The organism is Brevibacillus sp. HB1.1 (assembly GCF_013332445.1).
Classification (GTDB): domain Bacteria; phylum Bacillota; class Bacilli; order Brevibacillales; family Brevibacillaceae; genus Brevibacillus; species Brevibacillus porteri.
Genome location: NZ_JABMIV010000001.1, coordinates 927,903 through 953,036, shown reverse-complemented (window position 1 = coordinate 953,036; position 25,134 = coordinate 927,903). Strand labels below are relative to the sequence as shown.

The 25,134-nt window shown below is 47.1% G+C and carries 4 protein-coding genes (1 of these 4 cut by a window edge); all 4 read left to right on the top strand.

The window, feature by feature from the left end:
* Position 1: 1 nt before the first annotated feature.
* Tightly spaced (at most 20 nt apart), the 4 genes in view from HPY27_RS04400 to HPY27_RS04385 form a layout consistent with a single transcriptional unit that may run on beyond the window.
* Complete coding sequence (locus HPY27_RS04400; RefSeq protein WP_174224420.1) at positions 2 to 817, top strand: class I SAM-dependent methyltransferase; 816 nt, start codon at positions 2 to 4, stop codon at positions 815 to 817.
* Positions 818 to 837: 20 nt separating this feature from the next.
* Positions 838 to 9,063, top strand: a complete 8,226-nt coding sequence (locus tag HPY27_RS04395; protein ID WP_174224419.1) for an SDR family NAD(P)-dependent oxidoreductase — start codon at positions 838 to 840, stop codon at positions 9,061 to 9,063.
* Positions 9,060 to 20,990, top strand: a complete 11,931-nt coding sequence (locus HPY27_RS04390) for an SDR family NAD(P)-dependent oxidoreductase (protein ID WP_174224418.1) — start codon at positions 9,060 to 9,062, stop codon at positions 20,988 to 20,990. The genes HPY27_RS04395 and HPY27_RS04390 overlap by 4 nt, the downstream gene beginning before the upstream one ends.
* Positions 20,987 to 25,134 carry the 5' portion of a non-ribosomal peptide synthetase gene (locus tag HPY27_RS04385; RefSeq protein WP_174224417.1) on the top strand. 17,374 nt of this gene lie beyond the right edge of the window, so 4,148 of the gene's 21,522 nt are visible here — the first part of the coding sequence; it begins with the start codon at positions 20,987 to 20,989; the stop codon falls past the right edge of the window. Before HPY27_RS04390 ends, HPY27_RS04385 begins: the two co-directional genes overlap by 4 nt.

Genomic DNA, 25,134 nt, shown 5'->3' with positions numbered 1-25,134 from the left:
CATGGAAGGTTCTTATCAAATCGCAAACATTGCTACGAATGTTGAGGTAGAAATAGAACGTTTGAAATCGCAGGTGGAGTTGTTTTGGGATAAAGAGCTGAAGCATTATATCGAGTTTGGTCTGACAGATGGAATGTCGGTGATAGAGCTAGGCTCGGGACCAGGATTCGTAATGGAAAAGGTCATGCAGGAGTTTCCAAATTGCAGAGTCACGGGATTGGAGCTTGATCCGCTTCTCGTTGATTATTCCAGAAACTATTTAACTCAAAAGCAGTCGGATCAATTTGAGATTGTCGCGGGATCGATTATGGAAACTGGCTTACCTAGCGATTCCTATGATTTTGCCATTACTAGACTCGTATTGGAACATTTACCAGACCCAGTCGGTGCGGTTCGTGAAGTGGCGAGGTTGTTAAAACCAGGTGGCAAAGCGGTATTTATCGACAATGATTTCGAGATGCACATTATGACCACCCCACATGTACCAGAATTGCGAGAGCTGTATGATGCCTATTGTGCGGCACGCTATGCGGAAGGCGGCAACCCGAAAATCGGTCGAGAACTGCCGACGGTCCTCAAGCAAGGCGGACTTGGAAATATAGATTTCGAAGTGATTTGCGCTCACAGTGAGCTACTCGGGTACGAAATGTTTCTAAAGTCGGAGGGTGTAGGCATTCCTGTGCAGTTGGTGCGTGACGGTTATTTATCTAGCAAGGCGTTGGGTAAGCTATCTGTGGCATGGCGAAACATGCTGAATACGGAAGGTCATTCTATTCTCAGACAGCTATACATGGCTGTTGGTGAGAAATCGGTGTAGAAGAAAGGGGGGAGTCGAGTATGAAGGTACTTTTTCATTCATTTCATGATGTGGAAACCATAGTGAAAGAAGTAATGACCGACTTATTAAAAGATACGACGAATCCCTTGGATTTCGATAAAAACTTCATAGAATTAGGTATCAGCTCGGTGTTGTCTGTAGAAATGGTAGAGAGGATGAATAGGAAGCTAGGCATTGACTTAGGGATTGAGGTCGTTTTTGATCATGAGAATATCAAGCAACTAGCCACGCACATTTTCGAAAAATATCAGGAAATCACTCAAGCAACAGATCGTACCCAGGCTGATCATGGCTCAACAACGATTGCGAGCAAGATAGGTAAAATCATGGCTCAACTATTGGATACACCTGTGGAAACTCTTAATTTCGATAAAAGTTTCATAGAGCTGGGCATTCATTCTGTGTTGGCGGTCGAATTAATAGAAGCAATCAATGCTGACTTGGGGATTCATCTTGGCGTAGAAGTTATTTTTGATTATACAGAGGTGGGTGAACTGGCTGAGTATATCTCTCTGCAATTTGCGTCAGAGATGGTAGCAGACGACAGCCAAATCCTGCCTACTGTTTTAGCAAATGAAATTCGCCACTCCGATATCGCGATCATCGGAATAGCAGGCAGATTTGCTGGCTCAGATTCGGTGGAAGAGCTTTGGAAGCATCTTGCGTCTGGCGACAGTTGTATCGAGGAAATATCACGCAGTGGTTGGGAAGCAGATCAATATTACGGCGGGCTTCTCAAGGACATTGATCAATTTGATGCATCCTTTTTCAATATTTCGTCTGACGAAGCAAAAAGTATGGACCCTCAACAACGGTTGTTCCTGCAAGAATCCTATAAAGCTTTTGAAGATAGTGGATACTCGGTTGAACAGTTATCCGGGAGAAAAGTAGGTGTGTTTGTCGGGGGGCGCCATTCAGACTACAAAGAGAAATCCGTGTTAGCTGAAGGTGTCTCTTCCCAAACGATGCTAGGCAATGAAATGTCGATGTTAGGGGCAAGACTCTCCTACTTTTTAAATCTCAAGGGACCAAGTCTTGCTGTTGATACAGCTTGCTCCTCTGCGTTGGTTGCCATTCATTTAGCTTGCGACAGTCTGCGCAGGGGAGAATCCGAAATGGCTCTTGCAGGCGGAGTGGCGATTCACAGCTCCCCTGACTTTTTTGTGATGTCCTCCAAAATGGGCGTGGTCTCACCTGATGGAACATGCAACACCTTTGACAATCATGCGAATGGAATGGTGTTTGGAGAAGGAGTGGGAGCAGTCGTACTGAAGCCAGTTGCGAAAGCAATGGAAGATGGCGACCATATTTATGCGATCATCAAGGGCTCGACCGTGAATCAGACAGGAAAATCAAACGGTATTACAGCACCGAGCATGCTTGCCCAAAAAGAATTGATTGTGGATGCCTATGAAAATGCAGGGGTTGATCCGGAGACGATCAGTTATATCGAAACGCATGGGACAGGAACGCAACTGGGTGATCCTATTGAAGTGAAAGCATTGATGGAAGCATTTCGTTCATTTACCGATAAAACACAATTTTGCGCGATTGGCTCACATAAGCCCAACATCGGTCATGCCACGATGACATCTGGGCTGGCGAGTCTGTTTAAAGTGGTCATGGCGATGAAATATAAGAAGATCGCTCCGACGATCAGTGTCAAGGAAGTCAATAAGCATATCAAATTGACCGGAAGTCCCTTTTTCATCAATACCGAGCTCATCGAATGGAATACCAGTGACGCGACTCCGCGAAGAGCAGGAGTGAGCGCTTTAGGATCGAACGGAACCAATTGTCATCTGATTCTGGAAGAAGCGCCGACGGTACAACTGCAATCAAGCAAGCAGCAAGCAGGAGCCTATTACTTGTTCCCGTTTTCAGCCAAGAGCGAGTTAGCTCTCACGCAAAAAATGGATGAAATGTCCCAATGGTTAGCAAAAGAAGCGGGACGTTTTCACGAACAAGATATTTCCTATACCTTGTTCACGGGGAGAAGTCATTTTTCGCACCGTTGCATGTTTATTGCCAAGGACGTAGAGGAATTACGGCAAAAAATCGAGGAAGTAAAAGAAACGGGAACAGCTGCTGATTATTTTGTCCATAATGAATCGGATTTCGTGCAGCTAGAAAAGAGCTTGAAAGAGTTCGGAGAAAAATTAATTACAGAAGTAGTAGAGAACAGTTCGCTAACCACCCAAGCAAGGAAAGAGAAGCTGTCCACGCTTGCTGATTTATTTGTAGAAGGGTACAAGCTGGATTGGAGCTCCTTATATAAAAACGGCAAATACACCCGGGTGCCTTTGCCAGCCTATCCATTTAGAGGGGAACGCTATTGGCTGCCCAAAACAAAGAGACAGGATCGCTTGCCCAATACCCACCCCGAATTGTGGAAGGAGATGGACGAGCTTCTCTGCAAACTGTTGTGGGGGCAAATGCAGTCCATCGGTTGGTTTACGGACAAGAGTGTGAATGTCGCCGACCTCAAGGCAAAAACAGGCTTCCATCACCGTTACGAAAAATGGCTGGAAGAAACTATCGCGATGTTCACTCGTCATGGCTATCTCGATGGCTTTGATGGAGAGCAATGCCTGGTGGTTGATCCGACTTTGATCGAGGTAGATGCTGTATGGGCAGAATGGGATCGACGTAAGGTAGCATGGCGTAAGGATGCCAATCTAGAAGTGCGGATCAGATTGCTGGAAGCTACGATGAAATCTCTGCCGCACATTGTAACAGGCAAGCGACTTGCTACGGATGTCATGTTTCCAGGCTCTTCTATGGAATTGGTACAACATATTTATAAAAATAACCCGGTGGCAGATCACTACAATGAAATGCTAGCGGAAACAGTTGCCACCTATGTGGAAGAACGGTTGAAACAAGATCAGTCTGCAAAAATTCGCATCATAGAGATAGGTGCGGGGACAGGCGGAACAAGCACGTTTGTATTTGAAAAGCTGAAGCCTTATCAGCAGTTTATAGAAGAATATTGCTATACTGACATCTCCAAAGCATTTTTGATGTTCGCACAAAAGGAATATGGACCGAACGTTCCGTATCTGACCTATCAAATTTTTAATGTGGAAGCGCCTTTTGCTGAGCAAGGCGTTCGAGAGGGCTATTACGATCTAGTAATTGCAGCTAATGTGTTGCACGCCACCAAAGATATTCGCAAAACCTTGCGCCATACCAAAGCTGTTTTACGAGAAAACGGTTTGGTTCTTTTAAATGAGATTAGCAGTAATTCCTTGTTCCTTCATCTGACCTTTGGTCTTTTGGAGGGATGGTGGCTGTCTGAAGATACGGATGTACGTATTCCAGGTTCTCCTGCCTTAACTCCGGCAGATTGGGAAACGGTACTGGAAAAGGAAGGATTTCACGCAATCTCTTTTCCAGCGCGGGAAGCTCATGATCTGGGGCAACAGATTGTCCTTGGAAAAAGCGATGGCGTCCTCCACCCTGATGTTCGTGTCGATACGACTGTTTCACCTATCGCGCGCGAGACTGTCCATCAGGCAAAAGAAGAAGGGAAAGTCTCTTCGCAGCCAGCACCCCAAAACATTCCAAGCCAGTCTGTGGTGACCGAGCAGACGGTGACGGATTATGTGAAGGATATGATTATAGAAAAGCTGGTCACCGCATTGGAAGTCGATGTCGATTCGATCGATGTGGACGAACCTTTTAGAGATTATGGATTGGATTCCATTCTCGGGGTTCGTTTGGTTCAAGAGATCAATCAAGCGTTGATGATTGAAATAGAGACGACCATTCTTTTTGATTACAGTACAGTCAATCAACTTGCCAGCTATATTTTGTCTGAGTACAAAGAGGTCATTGCTCAAGCGTTAGGGCAGAAAGTCAGTCTATCCGAGCAGAGGGAAGATTCCGTCTCTGCTATTCAGACTGAGCCATTCATTCAAGCAGCCCCTATGCTTTCAGCGGTAAAAGGGCGCGCATCAGAAAAAGCTGCGTTCCTTACTGAACCCATTGCGATTATTGGCATGAGCGGTACGTTTGCCTCATCTGACAACACTGACGACTTATGGGATCACTTGGTGAACGGTTCGGATTTGCTTACGAAAGTGACTCGTTGGGATTTATCAGCGTACGGACTGGACGAGGCAGAGGGCTATCAATACGGCGGGCTTGTAGAAAATATTGACTTGTTTGATCCGCTTTTTTTCAACATTTCCGGTCTGGAAGCTGACTATATGGACCCGCAGCAACGCTTCTTTTTGGAGGAGTCCTGGAAGGCGTTGGAGGATGCTGGCTATGCAGGTCAAGGCGTGCAAGGAATCCAATGCGGCGTCTACGCAGGATGTGCCAAAGGTGATTACGATCGTCTCGTGGGAGAGAATCCTCCTGCCCAAGCCTTCTGGGGAAATATGGAGTCCATTGTGCCTGCTCGGGTTGCTTATCATCTGGACTTGCAGGGACCTGCCGTCACGATTGATACGGCTTGCTCCAGTTCCTTGGTGGCGATTCATATGGCGTGCCAAGCCTTGCGTACAGGTGAGGTCGACATGGCATTGGCAGGTGGTGTCTTCATTCAATCTACGCCGGGATTCTATTTGTCTGCCAAGCGAGCAGGTATGCTGTCACCGACAGGACGCTGCCATACATTTGATAAGCGGGCCGATGGCTTTGCGACGGGAGAAGGCGCTGGTGTCGTTGTACTGAAACGTCTCTCGGAAGCGATTGCTTGCGGTGACCATCTTTACGGTGTCATCCGTGGCTCGGGAATCAATCAGGATGGGACGACGAATGGGATTACAGCACCGAGTGCGAAATCTCAGGAGCGCTTGGAACGCAATGTCTACAATACATTCGACATCAATCCTGAGCAAATTACGATGGTCGAGGCTCATGGAACGGGAACCAAGCTGGGAGATCCGATTGAGTATCAAGCGCTAACTCGCGCTTTTCGGGCCTATACGGATAAAAAAGAATTTTGTGCGATTGGATCGATCAAGACGAATATTGGTCATACCCAGATCGCAGCAGGCGTTGCAGGGGTCATCAAAATCCTTTTGTCATTGAAACACAAACAAATCGCGCCATCTCTGCATTTTGAAGCAGGGAATGAAAACATTACGTTTGCAGACAGCCCATTTTATGTCAATACAAGCCTGAAGGAATGGTCAGTGGAGCCGCAAGCCAAACGTTGTGCGGCGATCAGTTCCTTTGGAGCCAGTGGTACAAATGCGCATATGGTCATCGAAGAGGCGCCTCAGGTAGAGCGGAATCATGCGAAAAAGCCAGGCTATTTGATTGTGTTGTCGGCGCGCACTTTTGAACAGCTACGCCAGCAGGTTGCCCAATTGCTTTCGTTTTGTGAAAAAGCACCGGAGACGGATTGTGGAAATATCAGCTATACGCTGTTAGTAGGCAGAAAGCATTTCCATCACCGCTTCTCTTGCATGGTTCAGCATACAGCCGAGCTTGTCCAGCTTTTGAAAAAGTGGCTGGACACAGGAAAAGTATCTCAGGCTTTTGTTTCCGAGTTAAATGAAAAAGATCATCGTGAACAAACCGCATTGAAACGTTACGGTAATCAAAGCATCGAGAATTTGCATGGGACGAGTCAGGCGAGCGAATATTTGGAACAGTTGTCTGTGATTGCAGAATTGTTTGTGCAGGGATATGGATTGGACTATGACAAGCTGTTTGCGAACGATCCGTATTCTCGTATTTCACTTCCCACGTATCCTTTTGCCAAGGAACGCCATTGGGTACTTGAGAGTGAAACAAAAGCAAATGCAAGGGTAGCAGCAAAAAACACCACAGCGTCCGTGATCCATCCCATGCTACATCAGAACACTTCTACTTTCTCCGAGCAACGGTTTAGCTCCACCTTTACGGGAGAAGAGTTTTTCTTGGCGGATCACGTAGTCAAAGGGCAGCGGGTGTTACCGGGAGTTGCCTATCTTGAGATGGCAAGAACCGCGATGGAGCACGCTGTAGGAGAGAGAGTCCACGGGGATACGGCGATGAAACTACAAAATATCGTATGGGCTCGTCCGATTGTTGTAGGCGATCAGCCTGTTCAGGTACATACGGGTCTCGTTCTCGAAGAAGATGGTGAGGTGTCCTACCAAATCTATAGCAAGGCAGAGGGCAGTGATGCTGAGATCGTGGTACACAGTCAAGGAAATGCTGTGCTTAGTCCGCTTTCGGAGTTGCAAATGCTTGATTTTCCCGTTTTGCAAGCACAGTGCAGCGAGCATGTGATTTCATCCGAGGAATTCTATGAGTTCTTTAGAGCGATTCAGATTGATTATGGATTCGGACATAAAGGAATAGACAAGGTATATGTCGGGCCAGGACAAGTCTTGGCAAAGCTGGTTTTACCGTTATCGGTCACCGGCTCAGAGGATCAGTTTGTCTTGCATCCAAGCTTGATGGATTCAGCTTTGCAGGCCTCTGTGGAGTTAACACTCTCTTCCCGTCACGTGATGTCGTCGGATAGTAGGGCAAAACGCAAGCCAGTGATGCCTTTTGCCCTGGAGGAGATTGAAATCATTAGCCCGTGCACCCCTGAGATGTGGGCGTACGTGCGATACAGCGACGGAAGCCAAGCGGGGGATAAGGTAGAAAAATACGATATGGATCTATGTGACGACACAGGAACGATTTGTGTACGAATGAAGGGATTCACATCTCGGGTACTGGAAAGAGAGATCCAAACCGATCGGACAGCGACGAATGCGCCAGTTGAGACCTCTAGCGAATCGCTGATTGGAACGATGCTGCTCAGTCCTGTATGGGAAGAGGTTGTGATGGACCGTGGTTCGGAAACGCCACTTGCAAGTGATCGTATTCTGATTGTTTGTGCGGATGACGAGAACCGAAGCCTTGTTCAACAACGCTATCCCCGGGCAGCTGTTATGGAGCTTACACCCGCAGAAAGTATAGATGAAATAGCTGTGAAGCTTGCGCAGGTTGGTTCGATTGATCATATCATCTGGATTGCCCCATGGATTGATTTAGAATATCTGGCAGAAGAGGCACTCATCATCGAGCAGGAGCGCGGTGTATTTCATGTGTTTCGCTTGCTAAAAGCGCTGCTCAAGCTGGGCTACAATACCAAGGAGTTAGGATGGACTCTCGTAACCTTCCAAACCCAACCGATTCATCCAAACGATGTGGTCAACCCTATGCATGCCAGTCTTTACGGATTAGTCGGTTCGATGGCAAAAGAATACACAAACTGGCGTATCCGACTTGTTGATCTGGAAGCTGGTCGTGCTTGGCCAATGGAAGAGGTGTTCACCCTTCCGCCAGATGCCGAGGGGAATGCAACGGTTTATCGTGGAGGGAAATGGTATCGTCAGGAATTGATTCCATTACGTCAACCGCAATGGGCACAGGCTTCCTACAGGCAGGGGGGAGTCTATGTTGTGATTGGAGGTGCTGGCGGTATTAGCGAAGTCTGGAGCGAATACATGATCAGCACGTATCAAGCGCAAATCATCTGGATTGGACGCCGAGAAAAGAATGCAGAAATCCAAGCCAAAGTGGATCGACTTGCGAAGCTCGGACCTGCTCCTGTCTACATTGCGGCGGATGCAACGAATCGCAAGTCCTTGTATTTTGCCTATGAAGAGATCAAAAAGCGATACAAGCAAGTAAACGGAGTCATTCATTCCGCGATTGTCCTGCTAGATAAAAGCCTCGCGAATATGGACGAAGAGCGCTTCCGTGCCGGACTTTCGGCAAAGGTAGATGTAAGCGTGCGGATTGCTCAAGTATTTGATCGGGAGCCGTTGGATTTTGTCATGTTCTTCTCATCGATCAACTCATTTACCAAGTCGCCTGGACAAAGCAATTATGCGTCAGGTTGTACGTTTAAAGATATATTCGCGCACCAGCTTTCGTTGCATAGCCTCAGTGCAGTGAAGGTGATGAATTGGGGTTACTGGGCGAACGTAGGCATAGTTGCCACCAAGGATTATCAGGAGAGGATGGCACAGGCAGGATTAGGCTCCATTGAACCTAGTGAAGCGATGATGGCCTTGGAAAACCTGCTTGCTGGACCGATGAATCAAGTCGCGTTGGTGAAAACAACGAAAGCACAGGCCATGCTTACGATAAATTCGGTTAAATCGATTCACATCTATCCAGAAAAACTGGTATCACACATCGAAAGTGTAAAGAATGATATGCCCAAACTAGAGTTTTCGTCTCAACGTAGACAATCTGAAATGGAGGCTTATAAATGAACACAATGGATAAGCTTCTCAGTGAACTACTCTATGGTCAATTACAGTCAATCGGGCTGTTCACGGTAAAAAAACAGACAATAGCAGAACTCAAAGCCAAATTGCATGACAGGTATGGCAAATGGCTGGAAGAAAGCATAGCCGTTCTCGTGCAAAACCATTATCTTGCGTACGACGGAGAGTCACTCATCGCAAACGATATCACCCCTATTGATCTCGATACAGCATGGAAAAAATGGGAGGAAGAAAAAACAGCATGGCTCAACGACCCGAATAGTAAAGCTCAGGTGATTCTGGTAGAGGCAACTATGCGAGTATTGCCAGAGATTTTACTAGGAAAGATTCCAGCTACAGAGATCATGTTTCCTAATTCCTCGATGGAATTGGTGGAAGGGATTTATAAACATAATGTGGTTGCGGACTACTTTAACGAAGTGCTAGCCAATACAATTGTTACCTATGTGAAGCAGCGTACGGAGCAAGATGCTTCTGCACGGATTCGAATTTTGGAAATCGGGGCAGGTACAGGTGGAACCAGTGCGATCGTACTGCCAAGGCTAAAACCCTTTCAGAAGCATATCGAGGAATATTGTTATACCGATGTTTCGCAAGCCTTTTTACTTCACGCCGAAAAAGAGTATGGAGCCGAAAATCCATATCTTACGTATCGGATATTTAACGTGGAAAAGCCTGTTGAGGATCAGGGGATCGCTGCGGACACCTATGAACTGGTGATTGCCACAAACGTGCTGCATGCGACGAAAAATATTAGCCAAACCTTACTCCATGCCAAAACAGCTTTACAGAAAAATGGCTTACTGATTCTGAATGAGTTGACGAGCAATACCTTGTTTGCTCACTTGACGTTTGGCTTGTTGGATGGTTGGTGGCGCTATGATGATCCAGAATGGCGTATTCCTGGATGCCCTTTGTTAACGGTTGAAACATGGCAAAGGATGTTGAAGAAGGCAGGATACCGATCTGTTTTCTTGCCAGCGGAAGAGCATTTGGATTTATGCCAACAGATTATTGTTGCAGAAAGCGATGGGGTTATACGTCGTAGCAGTCAGCCGAGGCAGTCGGCGGTAACAGTTGCGGATTCGCCTATAAAAAAGCAAGCCACAAAGTTGAAGGCGAAACCACTCAAGAAACAAGTGCCTGTACGCACAACACCAGCGAAAAAATCAGGCAGAGTCACTGAGGAATTGCTTCGCGAAAAAAGTACGATTTATATGAAAAGGCTGATTGGTGAAACGCTTAGAATTCCGACCCATCAGATTCAATCATCAGCCCCATTAGAGCAATATGGGATTGATTCGATTCTGGTTGTGCAATTGACCAATTCTCTTCGCAAAGATTTTGCGAATATGAGCAGTACAATATTTTTCGAGTATCAAACGATTGATGCCTTGATAGAGTACCTCATCGAGACGCAAAAGGAAGTGTTGATCAAGGTAATAGGTTTAGAAGCACAGGAAACAATTGACGAAACATACCAGAGCGAGATAGAGAATGAGGAAATGACCGTTTCTGCTTCAACGGCGTATACCAATCTTCCTGTGAGAAAAACGAGACGCTTTTTATCCGTTCGAGAACAAGAAAGCAAGGAATCCATTTCGCCTTCATCTGTGGTGCGGGATGTGGCGATCATCGGTCTTTCCGGGCGTTATCCGCAGGCGAAAAATGTGGATGAATTCTGGAACCGTTTAAAAGAGGGGAAAAACTGCATTTCTGAAATCCCGAAGGATCGCTGGGATTGGAAGAATTATTTTGACGAAGAAAAAGGCAAAAAGGAATCTATGTATTCAAAATGGGGCGGATTTATCGATGATATGGATAAATTCGATCCCTTATTTTTTCAAATCTCTCCAAAAGATGCCGAAGAGATGGACCCGCAGGAACGGTTATTTTTACAAGAAGCCTATGCGAGTATCGAGGATGCTGGATATACGCCTACCAATCTGTGTGAAAGCAGAAAAGTAGGCGTTTTTGTCGGCGTGATGAATGGAAATTATCCGACGGGAGCCACTTATTGGTCGATCGCGAATCGCCTCTCTTATCTCTTAAACTTTCAAGGTCCAAGTGTGGCGGTGGATACCGCTTGCTCCGCTTCTCTCACAGCGATTCATTTCGCCTTGGAAAGCTTGTACAGCGGTACAAGCGAGTGTGCAATCGCAGGGGGAGTCAATCTCATTGTCGATCCCGTCCACTATATGAAATTGTCAGCTTTGACGATGCTCTCTCCCTCGGATCAATGCAAGTCCTTCGGCGATCAAGCGGACGGTTTTGTGGATGGAGAGGGTGTGGGCGCTATCGTCTTGAAGCCTTTGGATAAGGCGATAGCCGACGGTGACCATATTTACGGGGTCATCAAAGGAAGTATGATGAATGCCGGTGGGAAAACGAATGGCTATACCGTCCCTAATCCGCAGGCGCAGGCGCAGTTAGTGGCAGATGCCTTACAACGTGCCAAGGTACATGCAAGAACGGTCAGTTATCTGGAAGCACATGGAACAGGGACGGAGCTGGGAGACCCGATCGAGGTTGCTGGACTTACTCGCGCCTTTGAAAAAGACACCCAGGACAAACAGTTTTGTGCATTGGGATCAGCGAAGTCGAATATTGGACATTGTGAAAGTGCGGCAGGAATTGCTGGCGTAACGAAAATATTATTGCAGCTGAAGCACGCGCAATTAGTGCCCTCCTTACATTCCAGCACACTCAATCCCAATATTGATTTCACCAAGACTCCGTTTGTGGTTCAGCAAGAGTTGGCGGAATGGAAACGCCCAATCGTTGAGATCAATGGCACAACCAATGAATATCCACGAATTGCAGGGATTTCCTCGTTTGGTGCGGGGGGAAGCAATGCTCATGTGATTATTGAAGAATATATTCCGGAAGAGCAACAGCGATCCAGTATAAAAATCACACCTCAGAACCCGGCTATTCTTGTTTTGTCAGCAAAGAATGCGGAGAGGTTATATGAGAAAGCTCATCAGTTGTTAGCCTTTATCCAAGAACACTCCTTATCTGATGCGAACTTAGCCGACATGGCGTACACGCTTCAGGTAGGACGTGTCGCCATGGAAGAGCGTCTTGCTGTCCTTACTGGCTCTGTGAAGGAGTTGCAACAAAAACTAACAGCTTATGTAGAAGGGCAAGAGCATATTGCTGATTTGTATCGGGGGCAGGTAAATCGAAATCAGGAAATGCTGGATATTTTGACGTCCGATGATGAATGGGAAGAAACGATTGCGAGATGGATGGAACGAGGCAAATACAGCAAGCTTCTCGACCTGTGGGTGAAGGGCTTACCGATTGATTGGAACAAGCTTTATCAGGAAGAGCAACCGAGTCGTATCAGTTTGCCGACGTATCCTTTTGCCAAGGAATCTTATTGGATCGAAGCCAAGCCTGTTAGCAGTAGCGCAGGGGGAGGTTCGATTCATCCTTTGTTACACAAAAATACATCCGACTTCATGGAGCAGCGGTTTAGCTCCACGTTTACGGGACAGGAGTTTTTCCTGAGTGACCATGTCATCAAGGGTCAACGTGTCTTGCCAAGTGCGGCTTATCTGGAGATGGCACGGGCAGCGATACAATTGGCGACGGGAGGTCTGAGTTCGGAGCAAGAACAGGAAGGACTTCGTTTCAAAAATGTGGTCTGGACTCAACCTTTGGTTGTCGGGCCAGAGCCCGTTCAGGCTCATATCGAACTCTATCCTGAGGCGAATGGTGAGATTGTTTTTGAAATTTACAGCGATAGCAGGCAAGACCAGGAGCAAAGAGCGGAGATTGTACACAGTCAGGGAAGTGCCGTGTTGTGCTCCATTCCAGATATTCTACCTTTCGATCTCACCGCATTGCGGGAACAGTGCAACCTAAGCACACTCAGCGCGGAACAATGCTATGAGGCTTTCAAAAAGATGGGAGTCGACTATGGGCTTGCACATCGTGGGATCGAGCAAATTTTGATCGGTCAGGGGCAGGTGCTGGCGAAGCTGTCTCTGCCTTCTTCCGTGATGAAGACCCAAGGACAATTTGGTCTGCATCCGAGTTTGCTCGACGCAGCCCTACAGTCGTCGCTTGGCTTGATGATGGCAACCAGTGATTTTTCGCTGATTCTTCCCTTTGCTCTTGAGGAATTGGAGATCGTAGGTGCTTGCTCCGCTTCCATGTGGGCACTCATTCGTTATAGTGAGGGCAGTAAAGCTGGAGATATAGTGGAGAAGTTTGATATCGACTTGTGTGATGAGAACGGAAATATCCAGGTGCGGATGAAGGGCTTTTCTACGCGCAAGATCGCAAATGAATCTGTTGGAGCAGGAGTAGAAGCGTCAAAAGCTTCTGTTCCTTTCGTAGAGGAGAATGCCGTGGATTCCTCCTCACTAATGGAACAGGCAACCCATTATTTAAAAAAGCTGCTTTCCTCCGTCATCAAATTACCAGCAACGAAAATGGAAGCAGACGCCTCGTTGGAAACATACGGTGTCGATTCCATTGTGGCTATGCAGATGACCAAGGAGTTGGAAAAGCGATTTGGCTCGTTACCAAAAACGCTATTTTTTGAATACCAAACAATTAAAGAATTAACAGGTTATTTCGTTGAAAACTACCGTGAAAATCTGATGCACATCCTGGGGATGGGGGAAAATGCGGAAGCTCCCCTCACGCAAGTGCCAGAAACAACGATTGTGGACGAGAGGACAGCACAGACAGAGCGCAGGAGCCAAAAACGCAAGTCTCAGCGTTTCGCGTCCCTGCGCATGGAAACCCAACGAGCAAAAGGAGCGTTGGACATTGCCATTATTGGTATTTCTGGACGCTATCCGCAAGCTTGGAACATACATGACTATTGGAAAAATCTGCGCGACGGCAAAGATTGTATTACCGAAATCCCAAAAGACCGTTGGGATCACAGTCTGTACTTTGATGAAGCAAAGAACAAGGGCGGTAAGTCGTATTCCAAATGGGGTGGCTTTATAGACGGTGTCGATCAATTTGATCCGCTGTTCTTCCATATTTCCCCGCGGGAAGCAGAGCTGATGGACCCACAGGAGCGGTTATTTTTACAGTGTGTCTATGAAACGATAGAGGATGCAGGGTATACGCGCGATGCTCTTGGCAAGCACGATGGCTTGGGAGGCAATGTAGGGGTTTACGTAGGAGTTATGTACGAGGAATATCAGCTCTATGCGTCCGCTGAACAGGCGTTGGGCAGAGCGCTTACGATTGCGGGAAGTCCAGCTTCCATCGCTAACCGCGTCTCCTATTTTTGCAATTTCCACGGTCCGAGCATGGCGGTCGATACGATGTGTTCTTCATCGTTGACGGGAATTCATTTAGCGTGTCACAGCCTGCAACGCGGTGAATGTGAGGTTGCGATCGCAGGTGGTGTGAATGTTTCTATTCATCCAAACAAATATTTGTATTTGTCGCAGGGCAAATTCGCTTCCAGCAAAGGACGATGCGAAAGCTTTGGGGAGGGCGGAGACGGATATGTACCTGGCGAAGGAGTCGGAGCGGTATTGCTCAAGCCTCTGGCGAGAGCAATCGCAGATGGAGACCACATCTATGGTGTGATCAAAGGAAGCGCCATTAATCATGGTGGAAAAACGAACGGCTATACGGTTCCCAATCCTCATTCTCAATCAAGAGTGATTCGCCGTGCTTTCGAAGAGGCAGGAATTCACCCGCGAACGGTCAGCTACATAGAGGCACATGGTACAGGGACTTCATTGGGGGACCCGATTGAAATTGCCGGATTGACGAAGATTTTTCAGGAATACACGAAGGAGAATCAGTTCTGCGCGATTGGTTCGGCCAAGTCAAATATCGGGCATGCTGAGAGTGCGGCAGGGATAGCAGGGTTGACCAAGATATTGCTGCAAATGAAATACAAGAGGCTAGTTCCGTCCCTTCACTCCCGCACACTGAATCCGAATATTGATTTCAGCAAGACTCCATTTGTCGTGCAGCAAGAGCTGGCGGAGTGGAAGCGACCGGTGGTTGAAATCAATGGGGTAACGAGAGAATATGCAAGGATTGCGGGGATATCCTCCTTTGGGGCGGGAGGGGCAAATGCTCATCTCGCCATGGAAGAATACATCGAAGAGGAACACCGCCCACAATTCAGCATCTCGGCAAAAAATCCAGCTGTCATCGTATTGTCAGCCAAGAATAAAGACCGTCTCCTAGAGCAGATGCAGCGGATGTTATCTGCTATTCGGGAGCAAGTGCTGACGGACAACGATCTAGCAGACATTGCCTACACGCTACAGGTAGGACGTGAGGCGATGGAAGAGCGGTTCGCTGTGATCGTCAAGTCGATCTCTGAGCTGGAAGCAAAGCTAACGGGTTATCTGGAAGAGGAGGATGACATACAAGACCTGTTCATGGGTCAGGTAAAGCGGAATAAAGAAACGATGGATGTTTTCGCCGCAGATGAAGATTTACAACAGGCAATCGATACATGGATCGCAAAAGGGAAATACGCAAAGATTTTGCAGATGTGGGTACAGGGACTGATTTTTGACTGGAACAAACTCTACGGGGATACGAAGCCTCGTCGAATCAGCTTACCTGCTTATCCTTTTGCAAGAGAGCGCTATTGGCTGCCAAAGGTGGATTCACAAGCAGCTGGTTTTACCGCAGGAGCGCTGGCTACCCTACATCCCATGCTGCATCAAAATACGTCGACACTTTCGGAACAACGGCATAGTTCTACTTTTACAGGGCAGGAGTTTTTCCTTAACGATCATGTCGTGAAGGGGCAAAAGGTCTTGCCTGGGGTAGCTTATCTGGAGATGGCACGAGTAGCTGTCGATTTGGCAGCAGGTGTCCGATCTGATAACCAGTCGGTGATTCAATTGAAAAATATCGTGTGGGCGAAACCAGTTATTGTGGAAGATGCACCCATCCAAGTACACACGGGACTATACCCGGAAGAGAATGGTGAAATTACTTTTGAAATCTACAGCCAGCCAAGGGAAGCCGAGGAGAATCTAGTAGTACATAGCCAGGGAAGAGCAGTACTACGATCAGCTATGGAAGCGCCAACGCTCGACCTTTCTGCCCTTCAAGCACAGTGCACAGAGAGTAGTTATCACTTTAGCCAATGCTACGAAACGTTTCATGGGATAGGACTGGCATACGGTCCATCACACCAAGGGATTGAGAAGCTGTTTGTCGGGTCAGACCAAGTGCTGGCGAAGCTGATCTTGCCTTCCTCTGTTACGGATACAGCAGGAAAATTTGTCCTCCATCCGAGTATCATGGACGCCGCATTACAGGCATCGCTCGGTTTTATGATGGGCACTACCGACCTTCAGCCGTCCCTGCCTTTTGCCTTGGAGCAATTGAATATTTACAGTGCTTCTACAGCTGCGGTATGGGCGTTGGTTCGATACAGTGACGGCAATGCAGCTACCCAAAAAGTGCAGAAGCTCGACATTGATTTGTGTGATGCGCAAGGCAAGGTTTGTGTAAGTTTGAAGGGGTTCACAACGAGGAGCCTCGAAGGTGAAAAAGCTGCCGGAGTTGTACAAGGCAGCAAAGGTGCAGGGGAGTCAGATAAAATCACGAGTACGCTGATGCTTCAGCCTGCTTGGATTGAAAAAGCCATTCCTATGGAAGCCAAAGCTCCTGAATATGAACAGCATGTAGTGATGCTCTGCGAACCAGAGAAGATTTCTTTGGAAAGCATTTCCTCTCAGATAAACGGTGCGAGATTCCTTGTGTTGCAATCCGATCAGCAAGGCATAGCGGAACGATTCCAAGCGTATGCTGTTCAGGTTTTCGAAGAAATCAAAGCCCTTCTTCATGCAAAACCAAAGGGGAAGGCGCTGATTCAGTTTGTTGCTCCTCTCCAATCGGAACAACGACTGTTTGCTGGAATCGCTGGTCTATTGAAAACGGCACAGATCGAAAACCCGAAAGTAATCGGACAGTTGATCGAAATCGATTCAACAGAAGATTCAGCGGGATTGGCGGAGAAGCTGAGAGCAAACAGCCTGTGCCCAACCGATAGCCAGATTTGTTATCAATTAGGGAAACGATATATGGCGGGATGGAGTGAAGTGGCAGCTCCACAGCATGAAGCAAGCATGCCGTGGAAAGACAACGGAATTTATCTGATTACGGGCGGAGCAGGTGGCTTGGGACTTATTTTTGCCGAAGAGATGGCGGAGAAAGCCCGTGGCATCACCTTGATTCTGACGGGACGCTCTGCGCTGACTGAGGAGAAGCAAGCAAAGCTTCGTATGCTTGCGAACACCGGGACAAAAGTCGAGTATCGCCAAGTGGATGTCACGCAGAAACAGGCAGTGGAGGATTTGGTCCAAAGCATTCGATCAGAGTTTGGCGATCTTCACGGCATTATTCACAGTGCGGGTGTGACTCGCGACAATTTTATCCTAAAGAAAACCAAAGAAGAAGTACAAGCAGTTCTCGCGCCAAAAGTTGCGGGACTCGTTCATTTAGACGAAGCGACTAAGGGGCTGAATCTGGATTTCTTTGTGCTCTTTTCTTCAGCGGCTGGAAGCTTGGGCAATATGGGACAAGCAGATTATGCGACTGCCAACGCCTTTATGGATACCTACTCCGCATACCGAAACGAACAAATCGCGTTAGGTGAACGGCAGGGTCAGACGATCTCCATCAATTGGCCTCTGTGGAAAGAGGGCGGAATGCAGGTAGACGAAGAGACAGAAAAGAGATTGTGGGACGACCTTGGCATGGTTGCTATGCAGACAGCTTCGGGTATCAACTGCATGTATCGGGGGTTAGCTTCGGGACAAGATCAGTTGATGGTAATGGAAGGCGATCTTGTACGAATGAAGCAAAGGCTGATGGGGGTCTCTGTGACCTTGTCGACACCAACAGCTCATTCGAACAGCTTGCAAAGTGAAGTTCAAGCGTCTTTGCTGAAAATAGTTGCTGATTTGCTCAAGGTTGATAGAGAGGATATTGAAATCCACGCTGAGCTCCATGAGTACGGCTTTGACCAGATTAAGCTGACCGAATTGACAAACAAGCTGAATCAATTCTATGAGCTTGAACTTACGCCAACTGTATTGGTAGAGTACCCGACGCTTTTTGCTGTCTCGCAACACTTGATGGATGCCTACCAGGATCGGTTCATCCAACAGTTCCAACGAGTAGAGAGCGCAAATATCTCTGCAAAAATGGAGAATCAACAGCCTGTTTCTGTTGGGCAACAAGATATGCTTCGGGCAAAAGTAAGGGAGTATCTGAAAAAGGAAATTTCTGCTGTTATCAAGCTCCCAGCTTATAAAATCGATGAGGATGCTCCGTTGGAGAAATACGGGATCGACTCGGTTATGGCGATGCAATTGACCAATCAATTGGAAAAAGCATACGGTTCGCTGTCGAAAACGCTGCTCTATGAATACCAAAACATAGAGGATTTGACAGGCTATCTTTTGGCGCATCATGGAGACAAAATCATCGCAATTATGGGAGCCGGGAAAACGGCAGAGACAAGCACAGTAGAGAATATTGCTAACGTGCTTGCCCCTACTGACTCCATAACAGAGCATCGTCGTCGTTTCTCGAGGTTTGTTGCGCGTGAGCATGCAAATAATCAAACCACATCTGACCTGGACATTGCCATTATTGGTATTTCGGGTCGCTATCCGCAGGCTGCCAATGTACAAGAGTTCTGGAACAATTTGCGGGATGGCAAAGATTGTATTACAGAGATTCCGCAAGAGCGCTGGGATCACAGCCTGTATTTTGACGAGGCTCGGAACAGACAAGGAAAAGCATACAGCAAATGGGGCGGCTTCATAGACGGTGTCGATCAGTTTGATCCGCTGTTCTTCCATATTTCACCGCGGGAAGCGGAAATGATGGACCCTCAAGAACGCCTTTTCCTGGAAACCGTGTGGAATCTGCTCGAAGACGCAGGACACACGCGAGAGGTGTTACAACGTCAATATGATAATAGAGTCGGCGTCTATGTAGGGGCGATGTATCAGCCGTATCACGCATTTGATACGGATATGGAAAAGGGCTCTATTATTTCCCTCTCTTCCTACCATTCGATTGCCAACCGAGTCTCTTACTTCTTTAATCTGCAAGGTCCGAGCATGGCGATTGATACAGCGTGCTCTTCATCTGCCATTGCCATTTATCATGCCTGCGAAAGCTTGATAAAGGGAGAAAGCACGCTTGCTATCGCAGGGGGCGTGAATGTTTCGATCCATCCTAAGAAATACCTAGGATTAAGTCAGGCTCAAATGATTGGAAGCCACGCAGACAGCAGAAGCTTTGGAGATGGAGACGGATATTTACCAGCAGAAGGCGTAGGGGCTGTACTATTGAAGCCTTTAGCCAAAGCGATGGAAGATGGGGATTCCATCTTAGCTGTCATCAAATCAGCTGCGACCAATCATGGTGGACGTACCAATGGATTTTCGGTGCCGAATCCCCATGCACAAGCACAGTTGATGGAAGATAATTTTGCTAGAGCGGGCATAGATCCACGGACGATCAGTTATGTGGAAGCCGCCGCTAATGGTTCGCTGCTGGGAGATCCGATTGAGTTGAAGGCGTTAACAAATGCTTTTTCGAAGCAGACGGATGATGTTCAGTTTTGTGCAATCGGGTCGGTCAAATCGAATATCGGTCACGCCGAAGCAGCTTCAGGTATTTCTCAGCTGACAAAGGTGATCTTGCAGCTACAGCATCAGGAGTTGGTTCCCTCTATAAAAGCGGAGCCGTTGAACCCGCATGTCAATTTTGCAGAAACGCCTTTTTATCTGCAAAAAGATCGACAAAAGTGGGAGCGACCACTGGTAAGCATCAATGGAGAAGAACGAGAGGTTCCACGCCGGGCTACAATCAGTTCGTTTGGAGCAGGCGGGTCAAATGCCCATTTGATTCTCGAAGAATATATTCCGTCGCAGACAGAGATGAAATCCATTTCTTCTACCACTTCACCCCAGATCGTGGTTTTCTCGGCAAAAAATGCGGAGCGATTGCGTGCCGTTGCCCAGCAGATGCTTGCATTTGCCAAGCAGCAAGCGTTTTCCTTGGCGGATTTTGCCTATACGCTTCAAGTGAAACGAGAAGCCATGGAATGCAGGTTGGCTATGCTGGTTCAAAATCGAGAGGAATTGATTCAAGGATTACAGGCGTTTTTGGAAGCGGTCGAGCAAGGCAGTGAGCCAACGGCATCGATTCCTATCTACATAGGAGATCTCGAAGAAGATCAGGCAGGCGTGCGAAATCTTCTTTCAGGCAAGGTAGGAGATACGGTGTTGCAGGTTCTTTTAGCAGAAAATAATCTGGAAAAGCTTGCCCTTCATTGGACGCAGGGAGGTAAAATTCCTTGGGAATCCTTGTATCCACAAGAGCGTCGCACACTCTCTCTGCCTACTTATCCTTTTGCTAGAGAACGCTATTGGCTCTCCGCTTCAGAGGGTGAGGGGGAGCAGCTTGGGACTGAAACGATCCGTCAAGCTATGGAAAAAGCGACGTTCGCGATTGATATCAACCCGGACAGCCCAACAGAGGAAAACATTCAGCGGGATATGGCACAATTTCTCTCTCGGGAGTTACATCTTTCGGAAGGGCAAATTAACATAAACAAATTTTTCTTGGACTATGGCATGGATTCGATCATGGTTACCAAACTGATTCGTCATTTAGAGCAGCGCTGGAATATCAAAATCAAAGGGCGGGAAGTGCTGGAGAACCCGACGATGAAGTCTTTAGCTCATCTACTTGCTTTAAAAATAAGAGAGCTGAGTCATAAAGAGATTGCTTCCACTACAGATTTAGAAGCAACGTCTCAGATTCGCAGTGAACGGACAGAGAATCTGTTGCAAAAATTCAAAGAAGGCCTGCTAAGTTTGGAAGAGATCGAACAGGTAATCGACAAAGGAGGGATGATATGATGCGACGGGAAATCCTCATGGCTTACAAAGAAGGTAAGCTGTCTGCTGCGGAAGTCCAAGAGAAGCTTCTGGAGCTGGAAAACCCATCGTTTACAAGTCCTCTGTCCGTCGGGCAGCAAGGATTGTGGATGTTGCAAAAAATGTCTCCTACGATGAGTGCTTATAATGTTCCGTTATGCTTTTGCATCCGTCAGAAATGGGACGTAGCCTTATTTAAACAGGCTTGCCACCTTGTACGTAAACAGCATCCGATTTTACAGAGTTCGGTTGAAGAAAAGCATGGTGTTCCGTATCTGCTTCAACGTCTGCAATCGCTTGCCATTGAGCAGGAGGACATCTCACACCTAACGTCCCAGGATGTGTTGCCATATCTCAGGCAAAAAGTAAAAGAACCCTTTTCATTGGAAGAGGGTTCTTTACTTCGCATTCATCTATTGTCGCGTTCGGAAGAAGAGCATTTTGTCCTGATTACGATTCATCATATGATATTTGACGGACATTCCTCCTTGTTATTACTACAAGCATTGGTCCATACCTATATCGAGCTGGTTGAAGGAAAGCAGCCAAAAGTAACACCGAATTCAACCAGTTACGCTGACTTCGTAAAGTGGGAACAGGACATGATGGCGAGCGGGGAAGGTAGGGAACATCGTTCTTACTGGCTGGAGCAATTGTCCGGGACGCTTCCACAACTGGAGCTTCCTGCCGATCGGCCACGTTCTTCTGCACCAAGCTTTGAGGGGCAGGTTTTTACGCACGTATTTTCACGAGAGTTGAGTCAGCAGGTGAAGAAGCTCTCTAAGCATTACCGCATGAACGCATCTGTTCTCTTGTTAGGGATTTTTAAAGCCTTATTGTATCGCTATACAGGTCAAACAGATGTGATTGTCGGCATGCCAACGATGGGACGTCCAGAAGAAAGATTCGATTCTCTGATCGGTTATTTTGTCAATATTATCCCCATTCGCAGTCAGGTAACGGGGGAAAAGTCTTTCTCCCAGTTCATTCGGGAATTGCAGCTTACGCTGATTGACGGGATGGATCACGCTGTCTATCCTTTTCCAGCGATGGTTCGAGAGGCAAATATACCTCGACTTCACGGGAATTCACCCGTATTCGATATCATCTTTACGTACCAAAATTTTCTACAATCGCAAAACTTGCAGCGATTTTATGATGAATGTCAATACAAGCTTGCCATCGAATTGATGGAGGGTGTTCATCAAGAGGGTGAGTATGAATTTGAGTTAGAGGTGTTTGAGCAGGAAGCCGAGTTTGTATTGAATCTGAAATACAATCCACATGTCTTTGACCAAGCAACGATACAGCGGATGGCAGAGCATTATCACAATATCGCAAACGAAGTCATCCAAAATCCTGACATCGCTTTGGATGAGATACGACTTATTTCTGTTGAAGAACGAAACATGCTGCTCGTTGAGTGGAATGCGACTGAAGCGGCATTCCCACAGGCTTTATGCATCCATGATTTGTTCGAGAAGCGAGTCAAGCAAACACCAGATGCTGCGGCTGTTGTTTATGACAATCAATCGTTGACCTATCGTGAACTGGATGAACAAATTACCACGCTGGCTATCTATTTGCAAGCCGAGGGAGCAGGTCCTGAAGCTACAGTGGGGATTTGTGTCGAACGCTCTTTGGAAATGGTCATCGGCATTTTAGGTATTCTGAAAGCGGGCGCAGCTTTTGTTCCATTGGACCCAACCTATTCCACAGAGCGGTTGGCATACATGGTGGAAGACAGTAAGAGCCGTTTGGTGCTTACCCAAGCACGCCTTTTGGACAAGGTATCGTCAGCGGCAGGAGGAAATGCGAAATGCATCGTGTTAGACAGGGATTGGGAAGAGGTTGAGCAGACAGCCCAGCGACAAAAAACACTCAACCGGGTAGTAAACCCAACCAATCTAGCCTATGTGATTTATACATCTGGAAGCACAGGGAAACCCAAAGGGGTCATGGTGAGTCATGAAAGTATCATCAATACCCTCTTTTTCCTTGAATCCCGTTATCCCGTTATGGAGAACGACGTTTATCTGCTCAAAACCAACTATGTGTTTGATGTTTCTTTGTCCGAGCTGTTTGGCTGGTTCATTGGTAGAGGACGTCTGGTTATTCTTCCGCCACATGGGGAGAAGTCTCCAGAAATGGTAGCCGAATCTATCGTGAAGCATCGTGTGACTCATGTCAATTTTGTTCCGGCGATGCTGAATGTCTTCGTGAACGGCGTTGGAGAGAATCAGCCATTCCTGCAGCATTGTCCGCTCAAATATGTAATGGTTGCAGGAGAAGCCTTTCCAAAAGAGTTGGTGAAAAAGACGGTTGCTACTTTTCAAAAGGCGAAGATTGAAAACATTTACGGACCAACAGAAGCCTCTATTTATGCGGCATGGTTCTCCTGCTCTGAACATGAACTGGTTAGCAACAATACACCGATTGGTAGACCTGTCGCAAATACACAACTCTACATCGTTGATCGCCATATGAATCCCGTCCCAGTTGGTGTTCCAGGGGAGCTTTGTATTGCAGGAAAAGGCTTGGCTCGCGGCTATTTGAATCGCCCAGAGCTTACCGCAGAGAAGTTTGTGGATAACCCGTTTACACCGGGAACCAAGTTGTACAAAACAGGGGATTTAACACGTTGGCTCCCTGATGGAACGATTGAGTATTTAGGCCGAATCGATCATCAAGTAAAAATTCGTGGTTTTCGAATTGAATTGGGTGAGATCGAGAGCCAACTAATGGCTCATCCACAGATTCAAAGCGTTGTGGTGTTGGTGAAAGAAGAGGGAGATCATAAACGGTTGGTTGCTTATTATGTTCCGAAAGCAGGTGCAAACCATGAACGGCTTGAGCCCTCAAAATTACGGGATTATTTGAGAATGAATTTGCCAGAGTATATGCTCCCGGCATTTTTTGTTTCTATGGATAAAATCCCGTTAACCGCTAATGGAAAAGTGGATCGCCCAGAGCTGCTAAATCAAAAGCTTGTGGTAACACAGGCGAAGAAGCAGAGTCTGCCACAATCTGATATTGAGCAAAGGACTTTGAAAATTTGGCAGGATGTCCTGAATGTAGAGGGGATCAGTACAGAAGATGGCTTTTTCGATGTGGGTGGAGACTCGATTCTCGCTACCATGGTTGTAGCCAAAATGACGGAAGAGTTTCAGTGCGATCTAAATGTGACCACGTTGTTTAAGTACGTCAATATTAGAGAAATTAGCGAATATATCGCAACAAGGAAAGAGAATGAATCGGATGAGCAAGCTGATTTTGTCAATCCGAACCAGGCAACGGCGAATAGCGAAGGACAAGTGGAGGAGACTTATCCTGAATACTATGAAGATAGCATCGCGATTATTGGAATCTCTTGCCACTTCCCGGGAGCGAAAAATCATAGAGAGTTTTGGGAGAATTTACGGAACGGCGTAGAAAGTGTACGTTTCTTCTCTGATGAGGAAATCGATCAATTACACCTGCCTGATGAATACTTACAGAACCCGAACTTTATTCCGGTGCAGTCCACCATCGAAGGAAAGGATCACTTCGATCCAGGATTCTTTCACCTTTCAGCTAGAGACGCAGAATTTATGGACCCGCAGTTTCGACTGTTATTGACCCATTCATGGAAAGCATTGGAGGATGCAGGGTATACACCGAAACAGGTTCCGCAGACGGGTGTTTTTATGTCGGCGAGCAATAGCTATTATCAAGCACTCTTGCCGCATTTCACCAAGGAATCACCGAATGTCATGAAGGACCCGAATGAATATGTCTCGTGGGTTTTGGCGCAAGGTGGAACCATACCGACGATGATTTCTCATAAAATGGGGCTGAAGGGACCGAGCTTTGCCGTCCATTCCAATTGCTCTTCCTCGCTGGTTGGTTTGCATCTGGCTTATCGCAGCCTGCAAGCGGGAGAATCAAAGGTGGCTTTGGTAGGGGGCGCGACGATTTTCCCTACGACTTATACAGGGTATGTCTATCAAGCTGGATTGAACTTTTCCAGTGATGGTCACTGCAAGACGTTCGACGCGTCAGCAGATGGCATGATCGGTGGAGAAGGAGTCGGCGTGATTGTCCTCAAAAAAGCTTCCGATGCGATCAAGGACGGCGATCATATTTA